General features: G+C 70.4%; 14 protein-coding genes. 8 read left to right on the forward strand and 6 right to left on the reverse strand.

Going from position 1 to position 18,956, the window contains the following annotated elements; genetic code table 11:
- Positions 1-83: 83 nt before the first annotated feature.
- The 3 genes from M1P99_RS09565 to M1P99_RS09575 form a co-directional block, all read right to left on the reverse strand.
- The gene (locus tag M1P99_RS09565) at positions 84-848 is read right to left on the reverse strand and encodes an ABC transporter permease (RefSeq protein ID WP_369696580.1); all 765 of its coding nucleotides are present in this window, start codon (positions 846-848) and stop codon (positions 84-86) included.
- A gap of 230 nt (positions 849-1,078) precedes the next feature.
- Complete coding sequence (locus M1P99_RS09570) at positions 1,079-2,086, reverse strand: ABC transporter ATP-binding protein (RefSeq protein WP_304452302.1); 1,008 nt, start codon at positions 2,084-2,086, stop codon at positions 1,079-1,081.
- Positions 2,087-2,317: 231 nt separating this feature from the next.
- The gene (locus M1P99_RS09575; RefSeq protein ID WP_304452303.1) at positions 2,318-4,528 is read right to left on the reverse strand and encodes a (Fe-S)-binding protein; all 2,211 of its coding nucleotides are present in this window, start codon (positions 4,526-4,528) and stop codon (positions 2,318-2,320) included.
- Positions 4,529-5,007: 479 nt separating this feature from the next.
- Here M1P99_RS09575 and dnaK point away from each other — a divergent pair, with 479 nt between their 5' ends.
- From dnaK to M1P99_RS09605, 6 genes are all read left to right on the forward strand, one after another.
- Positions 5,008-6,855, forward strand: coding sequence for a molecular chaperone DnaK (gene dnaK, locus M1P99_RS09580; RefSeq protein WP_304452304.1), 1,848 nt, complete (start codon positions 5,008-5,010; stop codon positions 6,853-6,855).
- 41 nt (positions 6,856-6,896) lie between these two features.
- Positions 6,897-7,616: a nucleotide exchange factor GrpE gene (gene grpE, locus M1P99_RS09585; RefSeq protein ID WP_304452305.1), complete on the forward strand. Its 720-nt coding sequence runs from the start codon at positions 6,897-6,899 to the stop codon at positions 7,614-7,616.
- A 171-nt stretch (positions 7,617-7,787) separates the two neighbouring features.
- Positions 7,788-8,945: a molecular chaperone DnaJ gene (dnaJ, locus tag M1P99_RS09590; protein WP_304452306.1), complete on the forward strand. Its 1,158-nt coding sequence runs from the start codon at positions 7,788-7,790 to the stop codon at positions 8,943-8,945.
- Positions 8,942-9,442 carry a heat shock protein transcriptional repressor HspR gene (locus M1P99_RS09595; RefSeq protein WP_304452307.1) on the forward strand — a complete coding sequence of 167 codons (501 nt, stop codon included), beginning with the start codon at positions 8,942-8,944 and terminating at the stop codon, positions 9,440-9,442. The genes dnaJ and M1P99_RS09595 overlap by 4 nt, the downstream gene beginning before the upstream one ends.
- Positions 9,443-9,532: 90 nt before the next feature.
- Positions 9,533-12,148: an ATP-dependent chaperone ClpB gene (clpB, locus tag M1P99_RS09600; RefSeq protein WP_304452308.1), complete on the forward strand. Its 2,616-nt coding sequence runs from the start codon at positions 9,533-9,535 to the stop codon at positions 12,146-12,148.
- A 157-nt stretch (positions 12,149-12,305) separates the two neighbouring features.
- Entirely contained in the window at positions 12,306-12,902 is a 597-nt protein-coding gene (locus M1P99_RS09605) for a Uma2 family endonuclease (protein WP_304452309.1), read from the forward strand.
- Positions 12,903-12,916: 14 nt separating this feature from the next.
- Here the strand turns inward: M1P99_RS09605 and M1P99_RS09610 are convergent, their stop codons facing one another.
- The 3 genes from M1P99_RS09610 to M1P99_RS09620 all read right to left on the reverse strand — a co-directional run bounded on the left by M1P99_RS09610 (position 12,917) and on the right by M1P99_RS09620 (position 15,800).
- Positions 12,917-13,900, reverse strand: a complete 984-nt coding sequence (locus tag M1P99_RS09610; protein ID WP_304452310.1) for an NAD-dependent epimerase/dehydratase family protein — start codon at positions 13,898-13,900, stop codon at positions 12,917-12,919.
- A 153-nt stretch (positions 13,901-14,053) separates the two neighbouring features.
- On the reverse strand, positions 14,054-15,310 hold the full coding sequence (locus tag M1P99_RS09615; RefSeq protein WP_304452311.1) for an RNA polymerase sigma factor: 1,257 nt from the start codon (positions 15,308-15,310) through the stop codon (positions 14,054-14,056).
- 64 nt (positions 15,311-15,374) lie between these two features.
- Positions 15,375-15,800, reverse strand: coding sequence for a YciI family protein (locus M1P99_RS09620; protein ID WP_304452312.1), 426 nt, complete (start codon positions 15,798-15,800; stop codon positions 15,375-15,377).
- 264 nt (positions 15,801-16,064) lie between these two features.
- On the opposite strand from M1P99_RS09620, the gene M1P99_RS09625 reads away from it, so the two are divergent.
- Together M1P99_RS09625 and M1P99_RS09630 are read left to right on the forward strand one after the other, a co-directional pair.
- A complete protein-coding gene (locus tag M1P99_RS09625) occupies positions 16,065-16,706 on the forward strand; it encodes an OB-fold-containig protein (protein ID WP_304452313.1) in 642 nt (213 codons plus the stop codon).
- Positions 16,707-16,888: 182 nt separating this feature from the next.
- Positions 16,889-18,955, forward strand: coding sequence for a flotillin family protein (locus M1P99_RS09630; RefSeq protein ID WP_304452314.1), 2,067 nt, complete (start codon positions 16,889-16,891; stop codon positions 18,953-18,955).
- The last annotated feature ends 1 nt before the right edge of the window (position 18,956 follow it).

The raw sequence follows: 18,956 nt of genomic DNA on the forward strand, positions 1-18,956 counted from the left end.
GCCGCGGGCGGATCCGCCGCGCGGAACCGCCCGACGAGCGTAGTCGAGGTCACCCGGCCCGGGCCGCACGGCCGGGCGCGCGGTCACGGCTGGCGCGGGTCCCACCGGAAGAACCTCCGCACCGCGAGCGCCAGGACCGCGATCCAGGCGAGCATGATCCCGACCGACGGCAGCGCCGCGGCCCACAGGCCCCAGTAGCCCTTCGGCTCGGCGCCCGCGGTGCCGCCGAACACGTCGTAGCCGGTGTAGGCGGCCTGCACGAGCTCGCCCGGGGGCACCGACGGGATGAGGCTGAAGAGCTGCCGCGCGCTCTCGGGCAGGGCCTCCAGCGGAATGATGCCGCCGCCCGCGAAGACGAGGATCATCATCGGCACCATGACCGCGAGTTGCGCGCTCTCGGCGTTGCGCGCCAGCGGGGTCACGAGCAGGCCCATGAGCGAGAACGCGACACTTCCCAGGAGGATGGCGACGAGCAGCATCAGCGGGTCGCGCGGCAGCGTCCCGTCCGGCATGGCCGCGATGAACCCGCCGATGATGAGCGCGATCACCAGGGAGAAGACCGCCACCACCCCGATGACGCCGCCGAAGATGACCGGCTGGCTCACGCCGCTGACGCGGAACCGCTTGAGCGCGAGGGACTCCCGTCGGGCGGTGAACACGTTCGAGGCGTGGCCCATGCCCAGGATCAGGCTGATGGAGCCGAGGGAGCTGAGCATCGCCATCTCGCCCATGCCGAAGCCGGCGATGACCTCGTCGTTGGGCAGTTGCAGGGCCATGAAGCTGAAGAACAGGGGCAGGGCCAGGAACATCCAGGCCGTCTTGTACCGCACGAAGAGGGTGAACTCCATGCGGGTCAGGCGCACGAGCTGCTTCAGGGTGCCGGGCGCGCGGCGCCGTGGGCGCGTCCCCGGGGCGGCCGTGGCGGACCCGGCGGGCGCGGGGGAGGTCGTGGACGCGGCGGACGTGGTGGGCGGTGGCGTCGTGCTCATGGTGGTCTCTTCTCGAAGCTCGGCTGGGGTGTCGTCGCTCGACGGGGGCGGGGCGTGGTGCCGTGGGCGGTTCCGGGCGCGGTCCCGCCTCAGCCGACGAGGTCGGCGGCGCCGTCGGCGACCCGGAGGAAGACGTCCTCCAGCGAGGCACCGCGCACCTGGAGTCTGCGCAGCACGGCGCGGTGCTCGGCGGCCCAGGCCATGAGCGCGGCGACGGCGTGGTGCGCGCGCTCGGCCATGTCGCCGTCGGTCACGGTGTAGGTCGCCCAGAGTTCCTGGTCGTGGGTCTCCACCACCGCCTCGGCGCCCAGGACGCTGGGCAGGTCGCCCGTGCTGACCTCGTCCGGAACCACGAAGCTCACCCGGTCCCCCCATCCGGCGAGGACGTCCTGGAGCGCGCCCTCCACGCGGACCTCGCCGCGGTGCATGATCGCGAGCCGGTCCGCGAGCCGCTCGGCCTCCTCCAGGTAGTGCGTGGTGAGCAGGACGGCCGTCCCGTCCCGTTTGAGCCCCTGGATGATCCGCCAGGTCTCGATGCGGCCCTCGGCGTCCATCCCGGTGGTGGGCTCGTCGAGGTAGAGGACCTCGGGCCGGGTGAGCAGGGCCAGCGCCAGGTCCAGGCGGCGCTTCTGGCCGCCGGACAGCTGCCGGACCGCGACGCGGGACCTGTCGGCGAGACCGACCAGCTCCAGGACCTCGGGAACGGGTCGCGGGTCGGCGGCCAGGTCGTGGGCCAGCGACACGGTCTCGTGGACGCTCAGGTCCTCCAGCAGGCCGCTGCCCTGCAGGACGGCGTTGGTGCGCTCGCGGACACCCGGGGGCTGGCCGAAGGGGTCCTGCCCGAAGACGCGCACGGTGCCCGAGCTGGGGCGCCGGAAGCCCTCCAGGGTCTCGATCGTGGTGGTCTTGCCGGCGCCGTTCGTACCGAGGAGGGCGAAGAGCTCACCGGGGCGGATCTCGAAGGAGACGCCCTTGACCGCCTCGAAGGAGCCATAGCGCTGGTGCAGGTCGCGCACCACGACCGCCGCGTCGGCGGCGGTGTCGCGAGGGTCGCGGGGGGTGTCCTGGACCTGGTCTCTGTTCTCCGTCGTCGTCATGTCCCCCAGCTTCCCGGAGCCGGGTCCGGGCCGACAGACACCGCTGTCACCGGCCTTGCCAGCGCGTGTCCCGGGCAGGGCGCTGACAAATGTCATGTCGGCCGTGACCGGGCTGCGCCGGTCCGAACAACTGGTCGACGAGGCCCGGGGCGGCGGCACGCCCTAGAACAGGCACTCGGACACGCGGCGGGGGCCGGGCCGCACTGTGCGGCCCGGCCCCCGTTCTCCGGATCAGGCCTCGGCCTTCTCCTTGGCTTCGCCCTCGGCCGGGTTCTCACCCTTGACCGAGCGCAGGAGGAGCTGGGAGACGTCCACGACCTCCAGCGACTCCTTGGCCTCGCCCTGCGACTTCTTCTCGTTGATCGCGTCGCCGAGCATGACCTGGCAGAACGGGCAGGCGGTGGAGACGGTGTCCGGGTTGGTGGTCAGCGCCTCGTCCACCCGCTCGGTGTTGATGCGCTTGCCGATCCGCTCCTCCATCCACATGCGCGCGCCGCCGGCGCCGCAGCAGAAGCCCCGCTCCTTGTGGCGGTGCATCTCCTGCGTCTTGACGCCGGGGACCTTGGCCATGATGTCGCGCGGCGGCGTGTACACCTTGTTGTGGCGGCCCAGGAAGCACGGGTCGTGGTAGGTGATGTTCTCGTCGATGTTCTCGACGGGGATCAGCTTGCCCTCGTCCACGAGCTTGGCCAGGAGCTGGCTGTGGTGGACCACCTCGTAGGTACCGCCGAGCTGCGGGTACTCGTTGGCGAGCGTGTTGAAGCAGTGCGGGCAGCTCGCCACGATCTTGGTGACGCCGGCCTCGTTGAGGGTCTCCACGTTCTGCTGGGCGAGCATCTGGAAGACGTACTCCATGCCCAGGCGGCGCGCGGGGTCACCCGTGCAGGCCTCCATACCGCCCAGGACGGCGAACTTGACGCCCGCGATGTCCAGCAGCTCGGCGATGGCCTTCGTGGTCTTCTTGGCGCGGTCCTCCAGGGCGCCGGCGCAGCCGACCCAGAACAGGTACTCGGTCTCCGGCGACAGCTTGTCGTCGACGACCTCGACCTCGACCGGGTTCTCCTGCTCGGCGAGCTCCTGGATCCAGTCCATCCTCTTGTCCTCGGCCATGCCCCACGGGTTGGCCTTGTTCTCGAGGTTCTTGAGGAGGGTGTTGGCCTCGGACGGGAAGTTGGACTCGACCATGACCTGGTAGCGGCGCATGTCGATGATGTGGTCGATGTGCTCGATGTCGACCGGGCACTGCTCGACGCAGGCACCGCAGTTGGTGCAGGCCCACAGCTCGTCCGGGTGGATGACACCGCCCTCTTCCTCGGTGCCGACGAGCGGCTTGTTGAGGAGGGCGAGGACGTCGACGCCCGCGTGGCTCTCGTCGGGCTTCTCGGCGAGGGTCTCCTCGGTGATGCCCTTGAGCAGGTAGGGCGCCTTCTCGTAGGCGTGCTGCTGCAGGTCGAGGATGACCTTCTTCGGCGAGAGCGGCTTGCCGGTGTTCCAGGCCGGGCACTGGGACTGGCAGCGGCCGCACTCGGTGCAGCTGCTGAAGTCGAGCAGGCCCTTCCAGGTGAAGTCCTCGATCTTGCCGGCGCCGAACGGGTCCTCGTCCGGGTCGGCCTCCTCGAAGTCGAGGGGCTTGGTGCCGCTCTTGTCCATCATCTGCTTGGCGGCGCCGTGCGACGGCGCGCCGTCGGCCTTGCGCTTGAAGTAGATGTTGACCGGCGCGATGAAGCGGTGCCAGCCCACGCCCATGGTGAGGTTGGCCGCCAGCACCATGAAGAACATGTAGCTGATGACCAGCTTGAAGGCGGCGATCCAGGCGATCGCGGGTTCGGCGACCGCCGCCTCGCCCGGCAGGAGCGAGCCGACCGCGTGCGAGATCGGGGTGGCCCAGACCGGGAACGGGAAGTCGCCCATGGCGGCCTTGAAGCCGCGGATCGCGAAGATCGCGATGAGCAGGCCGATGATGTAGGCCTCGACGTAGTACGCCGTCCAGTGCTTGGAGTGCATGAAGCGGGACGCGCGTCCGAGCCGCTTGGGGCTGTTGAGCAGCCGGTAGCCGGTCAGTCCGAGGATGCCGACGAGGCTGGCGCCCGCGATGATCTCGATGGCCAGGCCGTAGATCGTCCAGTCGTGGATGATCGGCAGGTGGAAGTGCGGGTCGAAGACCTCGCCCTGGGCCTCGATGACGGTGAACACCAGCAGGGGGAAGGACACCATCACGAACCAGTGGGCCACACCGACCCACGGGCGCTTGAGCATGCGGCCGTGGCCGATGATCTCGATGAGCGTCATCGTGAGCCGCTGGCCGAACGGCCCCTTGCGTTCCGGCTCCACCGGACGGCCGATGCCCACTGTCCGCACGATCTGGCGAATGGCCAGACCGAACATGGTGAACGCGACCACGGCGAAGACCGAGGTGATGATGCCCAGTGTCAGGTACAGCATCGTCCGTGGCCTCCCATCCTGCTTCGTCGTCCGGTGCGCCACACACCGGCGGTCGAGACATATGTTACTAGCGAGTAATGGCGCGGCCGTCATCGGCCGCCGCGTGTGAGGACATCAACGCTAGCCAGCACCCCTGCAACGAAATCACGCGGGTGCACCGGAGTTGACTCCGAACACACCCCACACCCCTATGTGTAGCGGACGCGCGGGGCGAAACGACGCAAGCGGGCATCGGTGATGCCACCGGTCGGAGCACCCTGACCCGCCCCTGAGGCCCCCCTGGTCTTCGAGTCAAGGATCTCCCTGGGTTCTCCCATGTTCCCGGTGAAGGACCCCCAGGCCGGGAACATCCCCGCCCGGCCGTCCGTTGTCAGGGCATAGGAGCCAAGTTGAGTCTGGTCCGCTCAACTGATTTGACAGCTCCCACCGGGCGAAGCAAACTTATGCCTGAACGACTCAACTTTGACGGAGGTAGCACCATGGCACGTGCGGTCGGAATCGACCTCGGTACGACGAACTCGTGCGTCGCGGTCCTGGAAGGCGGCGAGCCCACGGTCATCGCCAACGCCGAGGGCGCCCGCACCACCCCGTCCGTCGTGGCCTTCGCCAAGAACGGTGAGGTCCTGGTAGGCGAGGTGGCCAAGCGCCAGGCCGTCACCAACGTCGACCGGACCATCCGCTCGGTCAAGCGCCACATCGGCACCGACTGGAAGCAGAAGATCGACGACAAGGACTTCAACTCCCAGCAGATCAGCGCCTTCGTCCTGCAGAAGCTCAAGCGCGACGCCGAGGCCTACCTGGGTGAGGACGTCACGGACGCGGTCATCACCGTGCCCGCCTACTTCAGCGACTCCCAGCGCCAGGCCACCAAGGAGGCCGGCACGATCGCGGGCCTGAACGTCCTGCGCATCATCAACGAGCCGACCTCGGCCGCACTGGCCTACCACCTGGAGAAGGAGGACGAGGCCACCATCCTGGTCTACGACCTCGGTGGCGGCACCTTCGACGTCTCCCTCCTGGAGGTCGGTGACGGCGTCGTGGAGGTCAAGGCGACCAACGGCGACAACCACCTGGGCGGCGACGACTGGGACCAGGCGATCGTCGACTGGCTCGTCGAGCGCTTCAAGAACGCCAACGGCGTGGACCTGTCCAAGGACAAGATGGCCCTCCAGCGCCTGCGCGAGGCCGCGGAGAAGACCAAGATCGAGCTGTCCAGCTCCAGCGAGTCGGCCATCAACCTGCCCTACATCACGGCCTCGGCCGAGGGCCCGCTGCACATGGACGAGAAGCTCAGCCGCGCGGAGTTCCAGCGCCTGACCTCGGACCTGGTCGAGCGGACCAAGACGCCGTTCCAGCAGGTCATGAAGGACGCCGGGATCAGCCTCGACCAGATCGACCACGTGGTCCTGGTCGGCGGTTCGACCCGTATGCCCGCCATCGCCGACCTGGTCAAGGAGATGACCGGCGGCAAGGAGCCCAACAAGGGCGTCAACCCGGACGAGGTCGTGGCCATCGGCGCCGCGCTCCAGGCCGGTGTGCTCAAGGGCGAGGTCAAGGACGTCCTGCTGCTGGACGTCACCCCGCTCTCGCTCGGCATCGAGACCAAGGGCGGCGTGTTCACCAAGCTCATCGAGCGCAACACGACCATCCCGACCAAGCGCTCCGAGATCTTCACGACGGCCGACGACAACCAGCCGTCCGTGCAGATCCAGGTGTACCAGGGTGAGCGCGACATCGCCCAGTACAACAAGAAGCTGGGCGTCTTCGACCTGACCGGTCTGCCCCCGGCGCCGCGCGGCGTCCCGCAGATCGAGGTCGCCTTCGACATCGACGCCAACGGCATCGTCAGCGTCACCGCGAAGGACCTGGGCACCGGCAAGGAGCAGTCCGTCACCATCTCCGGCGGTTCGGCGATGTCCAAGGAGGACATCGACAAGATGGTCCGCGACGCCGAGCAGTACGCCGAGGAGGACCGCAAGCGCCGCGAGGAGGCCGAGGTCCGCAACAACGCCGAGTCCCTCGTCTACCAGACCGAGAAGGTCATCAAGGACAACGAGGACAAGATCCCGGCGGAGGCGCGCACCGAGACCGAGGAGGCCCTCACCGAGCTCAAGACGGCGCTGGAGGGCACGGACGTCGAGGCCATCCGCACCGCGAGCGAGAAGGTCGCGCTGGCCAGCCAGAAGATCGGTTCCGCGATCTACAGCCAGGGCCAGCAGGCCGGCGCCGAGGGCGACGCGGGTCAGGGCACCGAGGGTGCCCAGGCCGACGACGCCGACGTCGTGGACGCCGAGATCGTCGACGAGGACAACGGCAAGCAGTCCTAGCCGCTGTCCGCTGGGAGACGAGGAAGGAGGAAGCGTCGGACATGGCGCCGTCGGACAAGACGAACAGCTCCGGCACCGGCGACGGTGAGGAGCACCAGGGACCGGTGATCCGCGACAACCGCCGGATCGACCCGGACACCGGTGAGGTCCGCAACCCGCAGGACGACACCGCCGAGGAGGCGGTGGAGGCCGAGGAGGTGGACGTCTCCGAGGTTCCGGACACGCCCGAGTCGGTGATGGACGCCGTCAGCGCGGACGAGCGGGTGGTCGAGCTCACCAACGACATCAAGCGGGTGCAGGCGGAGTACGCCAACTACCGCAAGCGCGTCGAGCGCGACCGCGTGGCGGTCCGCGAGATGGCCACCGCCCAGGTGGTGAGCGACCTGCTGCCGATCCTGGACGACGTCGGGCGCGCCCGTGAGCACGACGAGCTCACCGGCGGGTTCAAGGCGGTCGGGGAATCGCTGGAGGCCCTGGTCACCAAGCTGGGCCTGGAGAAGTACGGGGAGAAGGACGACGAGTTCGACCCGAACCTCCACGAGGCGCTCACCCTGGTTCCGGTACCGGGCATCACGACGCAGACGGTGATCGAGGTGTTCCAGCCCGGGTACCGCATCGGTGAGCGGATCCTGCGCCCGGCCCGCGTGGTCGTGGGGGATCCGATGGAGGGCGGCGACGAGGCGGCGGCGGACACCGCTGAGCCGGCCGGCGCCGACGCCGACGACTCCTCCGAGGGCGACGGGTCGGAGAACGACAAGTAGGGGCCGCGTCCCCGCAGCGCCCGCGGGCGGTGCGGGGAGGCACGCACCGCCCGGCCGCGGCCGCCGCTCCCGCGGTGGCCGCGGCCGGAGGGCGACCCCGGCCTCCGGTGGCCCGGGGACACGTGGAAGCATCGGACGCAACCGGCACCAGCGGGGAGAAGGCACCAGTCGATGAGCACCAAGGACTACCTGGAGAAGGACTACTACAAGGTCCTCGGAGTCTCAAAGACCGCCTCGAAGGACGAGATCAAGCAGTCCTACCGGAAGCTGGCCCGGGAGAGCCACCCCGACGCCAACACCGACGATCCCGAGGCCGAGGACCGCTTCAAGGAGATCTCCGAGGCCTACAACGTCCTGTCGGACGAGAAGCGGCGCAAGGAGTACGACGAGGCGCGGTCCCTGTTCGGCGGGTCCTACCGCCCGGGCGGCGGTGCCGGTCCCGGCGGGTTCGACATGGGCGACCTCTTCGGGCAGGGGACCGGCGGCGCGCCCGGCGGCGAACGCCTGAGCGACCTGTTCGGCGGGCTGTTCGGGGGCCGCAGCCGCGGCGGGACCACCACCCGCAGCCGACGCGGTGCCGACGTCGAGACCGAGACGACCATGACCTTCCGCGAGGCCGCGGAGGGAGTCACGCGCTCCTTCCAGCTGACCAGCGAGGCGCCGTGTCCCACCTGTAAGGGCACCGGCGCCAAGGCCGGCACCGCCCCGCGGATGTGCCCCAAGTGCAGCGGCACGGGGCATGAGAACACCAACCTCGGCGGCTTCTCGCTGTCCGAGCCGTGCAGCGAGTGCAAGGGGCGCGGCCTGGTCGTCGACGACCCCTGCGTGACCTGCCACGGCAGCGGGCGCGGCAAGAGCACCCGTACCATCCAGACCCGTATCCCCGGCGGCGTGTCCGACGGTCAGCGCATCAGGATCAAGGGCAAGGGCGCTCCGGGCGAGCACGGGGGCCCGGCCGGAGACCTCTACGTCGTCGTCCACGTGAAGGGACACCAGGTGTTCGGCCGCAGCGGCGACAACATCACCATCACCGTGCCCGTGACGTTCCCCGAGGCCGTGCTCGGCTCGGAGGTGCGCATCCCCACCCTCACCGGCTTCCCGGTGACGGTGAAGATCCCGCCGGGTACGCAGAACGGGCACAAGCTGCGGGTGCGCGGCAAGGGCGCCACCCGCAAGGACGGCACCATGGGCGACATGCTGGTCACGGTCGAGGTCACGGTGCCGAAGACTCTGAACGGCGACGCTCGTGAGGCGCTGGAGAAGTTCCGCGCCGCGACGTCCGACTACGACCCGCGCGACGGGCTCGAAGCGCGGGCGAAGGGTGCGTGAACGACGTGAACTCCTTCGGCGCTGACGCCCCGGTCTACGTGATCTCGGTGGCCGCCGAGCTGGCCGGGATGCATCCGCAGACACTGCGTCAGTACGACCGACTGGGGATCGTCTCACCCGGCCGCGCGTCCGGCCGGGGCCGCCGGTACTCCATGCGGGACGTACAGACGCTGCGCGAGGTACAGCGGCTGTCCCAGGAGGAGGGCATCAACCTCGCCGGGATCAAGCGGATCCTGGAGCTGGGGCACGAGGTGGAACAGCTGCGCGAGCAGGTGTTCCACCTGGCCAACGAACTGGAGGCCGCGCGTCGGGCGGTGGCCCGGCGCGGCGGGCGGCCGCCGGAGTCCGGCGGCGCGGTGCGCGGGGAACTCGTGCGCCGCACACGCGTCACGATCTTCAACACCGCCGAACCGCCCGACGACGAGACCCGGCGCACCGGACAGGACCACTCCGCCACCGAGGACACCGACCGACCCGACTCGTTCAAGGACCGGTAGGACCGACAGGGCTCCGCGCGGACACGAGGGGCACGACAGGCCATCGATTCTCACTCTGCGTGACACTACTTGTGAAAGGAGTCACCGTAGATGGACTACAAGCTCACCAAGAAGAGCCAGGAGGCTCTGTCGGTGGCCATCCGCCGCGCGACCACGGACGGCAGCCCGCAGGTCGAACCCCTGCACCTGCTGGCCGCGCTCCTGGAGCAGGCCGAGGGCGTCACACGCCCCCTGCTCAAGGAGGTCGGCGCGAGCCCCGACGACCTCAGGGACAGGGTCGACGCCGCGATCGCGGTGCTGCCCCGGGCCGCCGGATCGACGGTCAGCTCGCCCAGCTCCTCGCGCCAGCTCATCGTGTCGATCAACACCGCCGCCCAGCGCGCGCAGCGGATGGAGGACGAGTACGTCTCCACCGAGCACCTGCTGGTGGGGCTGGCCGCCGACGGCGGTGAGGCGGCGCGCCTGCTCACCGAGGCCGGAGCGACCCCGGACGCGCTGCTGGAGGGCTTCGAGCGCGTGCGCGGAACGGGGAAGGTGACCTCGGAGAACCCGGAGGACACCTACCAGTCGCTGGAGAAGTTCGGTGTGGACCTCACCGAGCGCGCCCGCGAGGGCAAGGTCGACCCGGTGATCGGCCGGGACGGGGAGATCCGCCGCGTCATCCAGGTCCTGAGCCGCCGCACCAAGAACAACCCGGTCCTCATCGGCGAGCCGGGTGTGGGCAAGACCGCGGTCGTGGAGGGCCTGGCCCAGCGCATCGTGGCGGGGGACGTGCCGCAGTCGCTGGTCGGCAAGCGCCTGGTGAGCCTGGACCTGTCCGCGATGGTGGCGGGCGCCAAGTACCGGGGCGAGTTCGAGGAGCGGCTCAAGGCGGTGCTCTCGGAGATCAAGGAGTCCGAGGGCCAGGTCATCACGTTCATCGACGAGCTGCACACCATGGTGGGCGCGGGCGCCGCCGAGGGCGCGATGGACGCGGGCAACATGCTCAAGCCCATGCTGGCGCGCGGCGAACTGCGCATGGTCGGCGCGACCACGCTGGACGAGTACCGGGAGAAGATCGAGAAGGACCCGGCGCTGGAACGCCGCTTCCAGCAGGTCATGGTGGGCGAGCCGTCGTCCGCCGACACCATCGCCATCCTGCGCGGGCTCAAGGGGCGCTACGAGGCGCACCACAAGGTCCAGATCAACGACGCCGCTCTGGTGGCCGCCGCGACCCTGTCCGACCGCTACATCACCGCGCGCTTCCTGCCCGACAAGGCCATCGACCTCATCGACGAGGCCGCGTCGCGGCTGCGCATGGAGATCGACTCCAGCCCGGTGGTGATCGACGAGCTCCAGCGCACCGTCGACCGCCTGAAGATGGAGGAGATGGCGCTCGACAAGGAGTCCGACCCGGCCAGCCGCCAGCGGCTGGACCGGCTGCGCGCCGACCTGGCCGACCGGCAGGAGCAGCTCAACGCGCTCGTGGCCCGGTGGGAGCAGGAGAAGGCCGGCCTCAACCGGGTCGGTGAGCTCAAGGGGCAGCTGGACGACCTGCGCACCCGCGCCGAGCTCGCCCAGCGCGAGGGGGACTTCGACACGGCCTCCCGGCTGATGTACGGGGAGATCCCGACCCTGGAGAAGCAGATCGAGGAGGCCTCCCAGGCGGAGGAGCACGCCGCGGCCGAGGGCACCGGCGACACGATGGTCAAGGACGAGGTCGGCGCGGACGAGGTCGCCGACGTGGTCTCGGCCTGGACCGGCATCCCCGTGGGGCGGCTGATGGAGGGCGAGACCTCCAAGCTGCTGCGTATGGAGGAGGAGCTGGGCCGCCGCATCATCGGCCAGAGGCAGGCCGTGGGCGCGGTCTCCGACGCGGTGCGCCGGGCGCGGGCGGGGATCTCCGACCCCGACCGTCCGACGGGTTCGTTCCTGTTCCTGGGCCCGACGGGCGTGGGCAAGACGGAGCTGGCCAAGGCGCTGGCGGAGCTGCTCTTCGACGACGAGCGCGCCATCGTGCGCATCGACATGAGCGAGTACTCCGAGAAGCACACGGTGTCGCGCCTGGTGGGCGCGCCTCCCGGCTACGTGGGATACGAGGAGGGGGGCCAGCTCACCGAGGCGGTGCGCCGGCGCCCGTACACGGTCGTGCTCCTGGACGAGGTGGAGAAGGCCCACCTGGAGGTGTTCGACACCCTGCTCCAGGTACTCGACGACGGTCGGCTGACCGACGGCCAGGGCCGACACGTGGACTTCCGCAACACGATCCTCATCCTCACCTCCAACCTCGGGTCGCCGTTCCTGGTCGACCAGTCGCTGGAGGAGTCGGTGCGGCGCGAGCGCGTCATGGACGTGGTGCGCTCGACCTTCAAGCCGGAGTTCCTCAACCGGCTGGACGACGTGATCATGTTCGACGCGCTGTCCACCGAGGACCTCACGAAGATCGTGGACCTGCAGGTCGACAAGCTGGTGCGGCGCCTGGCCGACCGGCAGCTCGGCCTGGAGGTCACCGACGCCGCCCGCCAGTGGCTGGCGCTGACCGGCTACGACCCCAGCTACGGGGCCCGCCCGCTGCGCCGCCTGGTGCAGTCCTCGATCGGCGACCCGCTCGCCCGGGAGATGCTGTCGGGCGAGCTGGCCGACGGCGACACGGTGGTGGTGGACGTGGACGAGGCCACGGACAAGCTGCGCGTGACCCCGAAGAAGGCCGTCGAACCGGAGCTGTGACGCCCGCTGCCGGGGGCCGCGCCCGCGCGGGCGCGGCCCCCGGCAGCCCCTTCGTCCGCACGGATACCAGGGATCAGGCGTGGTTCTCCCAGTACCCTGGTCCCAGGAGTCCACGATGCGTCCTGGGTCCTGTATCCACGGCAGAAGGGGCCGCACCATGACCGTGATCGAACACCACTCGCCGAGATCCCCTGCCGAGAAACTGAGCGTCGAACAGTTCGAGATCATCGCCCAGGCCGCTGCCCGCGAGGATGTCATCCTCGAATACCTCAACGGCCAGATGGAGATCCGGACCGTGCCCGACAGCGACCACAACGCGATCCTCATGTGGTTGATGCGCCAGTTCATGACCCAGCGAGCGGACCTGGACCTGAACGTCACGGGCCAGGGCCTGAAGGTGGATTCCTACCGAAAGGGCCGCGCGCGCCCGGACGGCATCCTCGCACCCATCGACCACTTCGCCGGGCAGGGGGAGTGGGCCGACCCCCAGGGGATCCTGGCGGTCGTCGAGGTCACCTCGTGGGACTCCGACACCAACGCTCGTGACCGGGTCGAGAAGGCACATGCCTACGCCGCCTGCTCCATCGGCGTGTACGTGCTCGTCGACCGCGACGACGACAGTGTCACCGTCCACAGCGAGCCCGTCGGCGGCCGGTACCGCAGTATCACCAAGCTCGGCTACGGACACACGGTCGAGGTCCCCGGGGTCGGAGTCACGTTGAGCACCGACGGCCTCAAGCGGTACGCCCGTTAGGAAGGCGGGACCGCTCAGGCTCCCAGGAGCGCGGCCTCGACAGCTCGGTCCAGGCCCGGGGCGGGGCGGTCGGGGCGCTGGGGGACGGGGCCGTCCAGGGAGCGCATCCACGCCCAGGTGTCGGCGACGGTCTCGGCGACCGGGCGGCAGCGCAGGCCCGTGGCGACCGCTCGGGAGACGTCGCCCTGGTGCATGGTCGCGTGGGCCTCGCCCGGCGGCAGCCAGACCGGCAGGTCCGACCACGGTTCGACGCCCGCGGCCAGGATCGTGTCGGGGTCGGTCCAGCGCAGGTCGGCGTCCGATCCCGTGGCCCGGACGCACGCCCGCAGGAGGTCGCCCATGGTCGCGTGGCCGGGCGGGCTCACCAGGTTGTAGGGGCCGCCGAGGCCGCGCTCGACCGCGTCCAGGGTCCAGGCCGCCAGGTCGCGGGCGTCGACGTACTGGATCGGCAGGTCGCGGGGGCCCGGGGCGAGGACCGGCCCGCCCTCGGCGATCCGGCCCAGCCACCAGGGCAGGCGTCCGATGTTCTCGCGGGGGCCGAGGATGAGGCCCGCGCGCACGTGCAGCGACCTGTCACCGAAGACCTCCTCCGCCGCGCGTTCGCCGCCGCGCTTGTCGCTCGCGTAGTCGGTCGCGTCGGCCTCGGGGTCTCCGGGCACCAGCGGCCCGTCCTCGTCGAGTCCGGCGGGCGCGGGGAAGGCGTACACGGATCGGCTGGACACGTAGGCGTAGTGCCCCACGCGGCCGGACAGCGATCGTGCGGCGCGCAGGACCGCCGCGGGCGCGCCCGACCACGTGTCGACGACGGCGTCCCACTCCCCCGTCGCCAGCGCGGACAGCCCGCTCCCGGTGGTGCGGTCGCCGTGGCGCGCGGCCGCGCCGTCGGGGGCGGGGCGGGTGCCCCGGTGGAAGACGGTGACGTCCCAGCCCCGGTCCAGCGCCTCCTCGGCGACGGCCCGCCCGACGAACTCGGTCCCGCCCAGCATCAGAAGTCTCATGTGCGGCAGTCTGGCCTCTCGCCGAGGCACACGCCAGGCCCGCCTGCCCACAGCAGAATCCGGAACGGCTGTGCGGCCCAGCCACCGCAGGCGCCGCGCCATGAGTCCGAAGGCGACCGGCGCCCGGAGCGATGGCCGCCGGGCGGGCCCCGGTCAGACGGCCAGGGCGCGGCCCAGCAGCAGCGCGCGCTCACTCTCGTTGCGGGTGAGCTCCGCGGCCCGCTCGAACTCCGCGCGGGCCTCCTCGGCGCGGTCGAGGCGGGCCAGCAGGTCACCGCGGACCGCGGGCAGCATGGGGTAGTCCGCCATCACCGCGACCTCCCGCAGCTTGTCGACGATGCCCAGCGCCGACTCGGGCCCCAGCGCCATCGACACCGCGACAGCGCGGTTGAGCTCGGCCACCGGGTTGCGGGTGGTCTCGACCAGCTTCTCGTACAGGACGGCGATCGCCGACCAGTCGGTGTCCTCGGCCGTGGGGGCGACGGCGTGCTGGGCGGCGATGCCCGCTTGGAGCGAGTAGGGGCCGCGGGCCCGCCCGGGGTCGTCGGGGACGGACCGGGCGAGAGCGGCCAGGCCGCGGGTGATCAGCAGCCGGTCCCAGCGCCCGCGGTTCTGCTGGTCCAGCGGCACGGGCGCGCCGTCGGGGCCCACTCGGGCGCGGAAGCGGGAGGCGTTCAGTTCCATGAGGGCGAGCAGCCCGTGGACCTCGTGGTCCTTGGGCAGCAGGTCGCACAGCACCCGGCCCAGGCGCATCGCCTCCTCGCTGAGCTTGGGGCGGGTCCAGTCGGTACCGGAGGTGGCGACGTAGCCCTCGTTGAAGACGAGGTAGACGACCTCCAGGACGGAGGCCACCCGGGCGTCGCGGTCCTCGCCGACGGGCACCTCGAACGGCACCTTCCTCTTGGCGAGGGTGCGCTTGGCCCGCACGATGCGCTGTGCCACGGTGGCCTCGGGCACCAGGAAGGCACGGGCGATCTCGTCGGTGGCCAGCCCGCCGAGCATGCGCAGGGTGAGCGCGACCCGCGCCTGCGTGGTCAGGACGGGATGGCAGCACACGAACATCAACCGCAGCAGGTCGTCGCCGTAGTCCTCCTCCAGGACCGCGTCGAACTCGGCCTGGCCGTCGCGCTCCTCGATCTCACTCCCCAGCTCGACCATCCGGTCCTGGAAGCGCTCGTCGCGGCGCCAGCGGTCGAGGATGCGGCGCTTGGCGACCGTGGTCAGCCACGCGCCGGGCTTGGCCGGCACACCCTCCTCCGGCCACTTCTCCAGGGCACTGACGAGGGCGTCCTGGGCGAACTCCTCCGCCAGGCCGACGTCGCCGACCATGCGGCTCAGCGCGCCGATGAGGCGGGCCGACTCGATGCGCCAGACCGCCTCCACCGCGCGTGTCGCGTCCGAGTGGCTCACGGAGCCATCACAGCACCGCGAGCCACCTCACCGCAACACTTTTGCAGGGCCGGACCCGTGGTGCCTAGTAGCCCTGGTTCCGCAGCTCGCGCTCGCGCGCCTTCAGTTCCTCGGGCATCTGGTCCATGTCCTCCGGCTCGCCGATCCGGCGCAGCTGGAGCTTCATCTCGGCACCGCTGCCCGCCGGGGGGTGCGGGACGCGCTTGGCCCACTCCAGGGCCTCGTCGCGCGAGGACACCTGGATGACCCAGTAGCCGGCGATGAACTCCTTGGCCTCGGTGAAGGGCCCGTCCGTGATGGTCACCCCGCCGTCGTTGAACACGACCTCGGCACCCTCGGCCGTGGGGGCCAGACCCTCACCGGCCAGCAGCACACCGGCCTTGACCAGGTCCTCGTTGTACTTCGCCATCGCCTCGTAGACCTCGGGACCGACCTGGTAGTCGGCGGCCTCGGACTCGGGGCTGGACATGATCGACATGAGGTAGCGCATGGTGTTCACCTTCCGTGGTGTGGGGGGCTCGTTCTCCCCCGCTCTCATCCACACGTCGAACGGGGTCCTCGCCGATCGACACCCTCCCGAACTTTTTCTCCGAGTTTTCTCACGGCCCCCGACCGCGCCCGGTTCCCCAACGACCGCCCCTGGCCGAAAGCGGTCAACCGCACCGCCCGCGAAGGAGCTGAGCTGGGGCGTTCGGTAGGGTTCCTGCGCGGTGCGCCGTCGAGGGCGTGGACCACGGCACGGAGGAGGACGAGGGTGGAGCTGTTCCTGGGCACGGCCTTCGGGTTCCCCGCGGTGCTCTTCACGCCCCTGCTGGTCGTCGTGGCCGCCTACTGGGTCCTCGTGCTCGTCGGCGCCACCGACAGCGAACTCCTGGACGCCGTGGACACCGACGGCGCCGCCACCGGCCTGAGCGCGATCACGCACAGGGCCCGGCTGGGCGCCGTCCCGGTCACCGTCGCGCTTTCGATGCTGGTCTGCGTCGCCTGGTTCGTGAGCATGATGGGAGGCATCATGACCAGTCTCCTGGACATCACCTCCACTCCCCTCCTGCTGGCCCTCGGCGCCGTCGTGCTGCTCATCGCGCTCGTCGTCGCCTGGGCGGTCACCAGCGGCCTGGCGATGACCGTCGCCCGGTTCCTGCCGCGCCGCTCCAGCGGCTCCAAGCACGAACTCGTGGGCCGCACCTGCGTGATCCGCATCGGCGAGGCCGGCGAGGACTTCGGCCAGGCCGAGGTCACCACCTCCGGCGGCGCCGCGATCACCATCCCCGTCCGCACCACCGGCGGCGAGGTGCTCCCCCTAGGCGGCACTGCGCTGATCTTCGACCACCGGGCCGAGGACGACGTCTTCCTCGTGACCCACTTCGACGCCGCCCTGGACCCCGGCCGGAGCTGAGCCTCCCGCCTCCCGACCACCCCGCGCCACCTGGCCGAACCGGTCCGCCGGCCGCCTCCGCGGAACCGTCGCGCGGCCGACCGCGTCTCACCTCCCGACGAGCTCCGAAACGGCGCCCCAGCGCACCCGCCCCGGCGCTCGGCCCCGCGCCCCCACGTCCACTCCCAGAAAGCGACCCCTACGTGTTCCTGAGTACAACCACCAACGGGCAGGAGGCGGCGAACGCCACCTTCCTCACCTTCGGTGTCGCCCTGGCCGTCGGCCTCATCGTCCTCATCGCGCTGGTCGTCATGATCATGCGGCTCTTCAAGAAGGTCGAACAGGGCAAGGCCCTGATCATCTCCAAGACCCGTGACGTGCACGTCACCTTCACGGGCGCCGTGGTCCTCCCGGTCCTGCACAAGGCCGAGATCATGGACATCTCGCTCAAGACCCTCACCCTCGAGCGCAGCGGCCGCGAGGGCCTCACCTGCAAGGACAACATCCGCGCGGACATCCGCGTGTACTTCTACGTCCGCGTCAACGAGACGGCCGAGGACGTCAAGAAGGTCGCCAAGTCCATCGGCACCGAGCGCGCCAGCGACCGGGAGACCCTCCAGGAGCTCTTCAACTCCAAGTTCTCCGAGGCGCTGAAGACCGTCGGCAAGCAGTTCGACTTCGAGGAACTGTTCACCCAGCGCGAGCAGTTCCGGCACGCGATCGTCTCGCTCATCGGCACCGACCTCAACGGCTACAGCCTGGAGGACGTGGCCATCGACGAGCTGGAGCAGACCCCGCTGCACCAGCACGACTCCAACAACATCCTCGACGCGCAGGGCATCAGCAAGATCACCGAGCGCACGGCGATCGAGCACAAGCGCACCAACGAGTTCGAGAACGACCGCAAGAAGGAACTCGACCGGCAGAACACCGAGACCGCGGAGACCCTCGCCGAGCTGGAGAAGCGCCGCGAGGAGGCCGCCGCCAAGGCCAAGCGCGAGATCGAGATCATCCGCGCCCGCGAGGAGTCCGAGACCGCCCGCGTGCAGGCCGAGGAGCGTCTCAAGGCCGAGACCGCCAACATCCGCACCAGCGAGGCGCTGGGCGTCCAGCACCAGAACCAGCAGCGCGAGATCGCGGTCGCCGAGAAGAACCGCGAGCGCGTCATCGCCATCGAGACCGAGCGCATCGAGAAGGACCGCATGCTCGAGGTCATCGGCCGCGAGCGCGAGACCGAGCTGAGCAGCATCGCCAAGGACAAGGAGGTCGAGGCCGAGAAGCGCGAGGTCGCCGACGTCGTCCGCGAGCGCATCGCCGTCGACCGCACCGTCGCCGAGCAGGAGGAGGCGATCAAGCGGCTGCGCGCCGTCGAGGAGGCCGAGCGCACCCGCCAGGCCATCATCATCCAGGCCGAGGCCGAGGCCCAGGAGAACCTGGTCAAGGACATCAAGGCGGCCGAGGCCGCCGAGGCCGCGGCCAAGCACCGCGCCGCCGAGGAGATGACGCTCGCCGAGGCCCGCCAGCAGGCCGCCGAGCTCGACACCCGCGCCAAGATCCGCCTGGCCGAGGGCCTGCAGGCCGAGGCCGCCGCCGAAGGACTGGCCGAGGTCCAGGTCCGTGAGCAGGACGCCGAGGCCATGGAGAAGATCGGGCGCGCCGAGGCCGTCGTGTCCCGCGAGAAGGCCGCGGCCGAGGCCGAGGGCATCGAGCAGAAGCTGCGCGCCGAGGCCGCCGGCCTCACCGACAAGGCGTCCGCCATGGCCGCCCTGGACCAGGTCAGCCGCGAGCACGAGGAGTACCGCCTGCGCCTGGACGCCGAGAAGGAGGTGCGCCTGGCCGGTATCGACGTGCACCGCCAGGTCGCCGAGGCCCAGGCCACCGCGATGGCCGCCGGCCTGGAGAGCGCCGACATCAGCATCGTCGGCGGCGACGGCGCCTTCTTCGACCGCATGGTCAACTCCATCGGCATGGGCAAGGCCGTCGACGGCTTCGTCGGCAACTCCGACACCGTCCAGGCCCTGGGCGGCCACTGGCTCAGCACCAACGGCAACGGCAACGGCAACGGCGGCAACTTCACCGAGGACATCAGGCGGCTCCTGGCCGACGCCGACACCGAGGACATCAAGAACCTCACGGTCTCGGCCCTGCTGCTCAAGCTGATCGCCGCGGGCGGCCAGGACAGCGGCAAGCTGGACTCGCTGCTCTCCACGGCCCGCTCCCTGGGCCTGGACCAGCTCCCCGTGACCGCCGTCGCCCCCGTCAAGCAGTGAG

The organism is Nocardiopsis sp. YSL2 (genome assembly GCF_030555055.1).
Taxonomy (GTDB): domain Bacteria; phylum Actinomycetota; class Actinomycetes; order Streptosporangiales; family Streptosporangiaceae; genus Nocardiopsis.

Coding starts and splice junctions, on each gene's coding strand:
- M1P99_RS09565 (WP_369696580.1), bottom strand. CDS start 848: ATGGAGTTCACCCTCTTCGTGCGGTACAAGACGGCCTGGATGTTCCTG.
- M1P99_RS09570 (WP_304452302.1), bottom strand. CDS start 2,086: ATGACGACGACGGAGAACAGAGACCAGGTCCAGGACACCCCCCGCGAC.
- M1P99_RS09575 (WP_304452303.1), bottom strand. CDS start 4,528: ATGCTGTACCTGACACTGGGCATCATCACCTCGGTCTTCGCCGTGGTC.
- dnaK (WP_304452304.1), top strand. CDS start 5,008: ATGGCACGTGCGGTCGGAATCGACCTCGGTACGACGAACTCGTGCGTC.
- grpE (WP_304452305.1), top strand. CDS start 6,897: ATGGCGCCGTCGGACAAGACGAACAGCTCCGGCACCGGCGACGGTGAG.
- dnaJ (WP_304452306.1), top strand. CDS start 7,788: ATGAGCACCAAGGACTACCTGGAGAAGGACTACTACAAGGTCCTCGGA.
- clpB (WP_304452308.1), top strand. CDS start 9,533: ATGGACTACAAGCTCACCAAGAAGAGCCAGGAGGCTCTGTCGGTGGCC.
- M1P99_RS09605 (WP_304452309.1), top strand. CDS start 12,306: ATGACCGTGATCGAACACCACTCGCCGAGATCCCCTGCCGAGAAACTG.
- M1P99_RS09610 (WP_304452310.1), bottom strand. CDS start 13,900: ATGAGACTTCTGATGCTGGGCGGGACCGAGTTCGTCGGGCGGGCCGTC.
- M1P99_RS09620 (WP_304452312.1), bottom strand. CDS start 15,800: ATGCGCTACCTCATGTCGATCATGTCCAGCCCCGAGTCCGAGGCCGCC.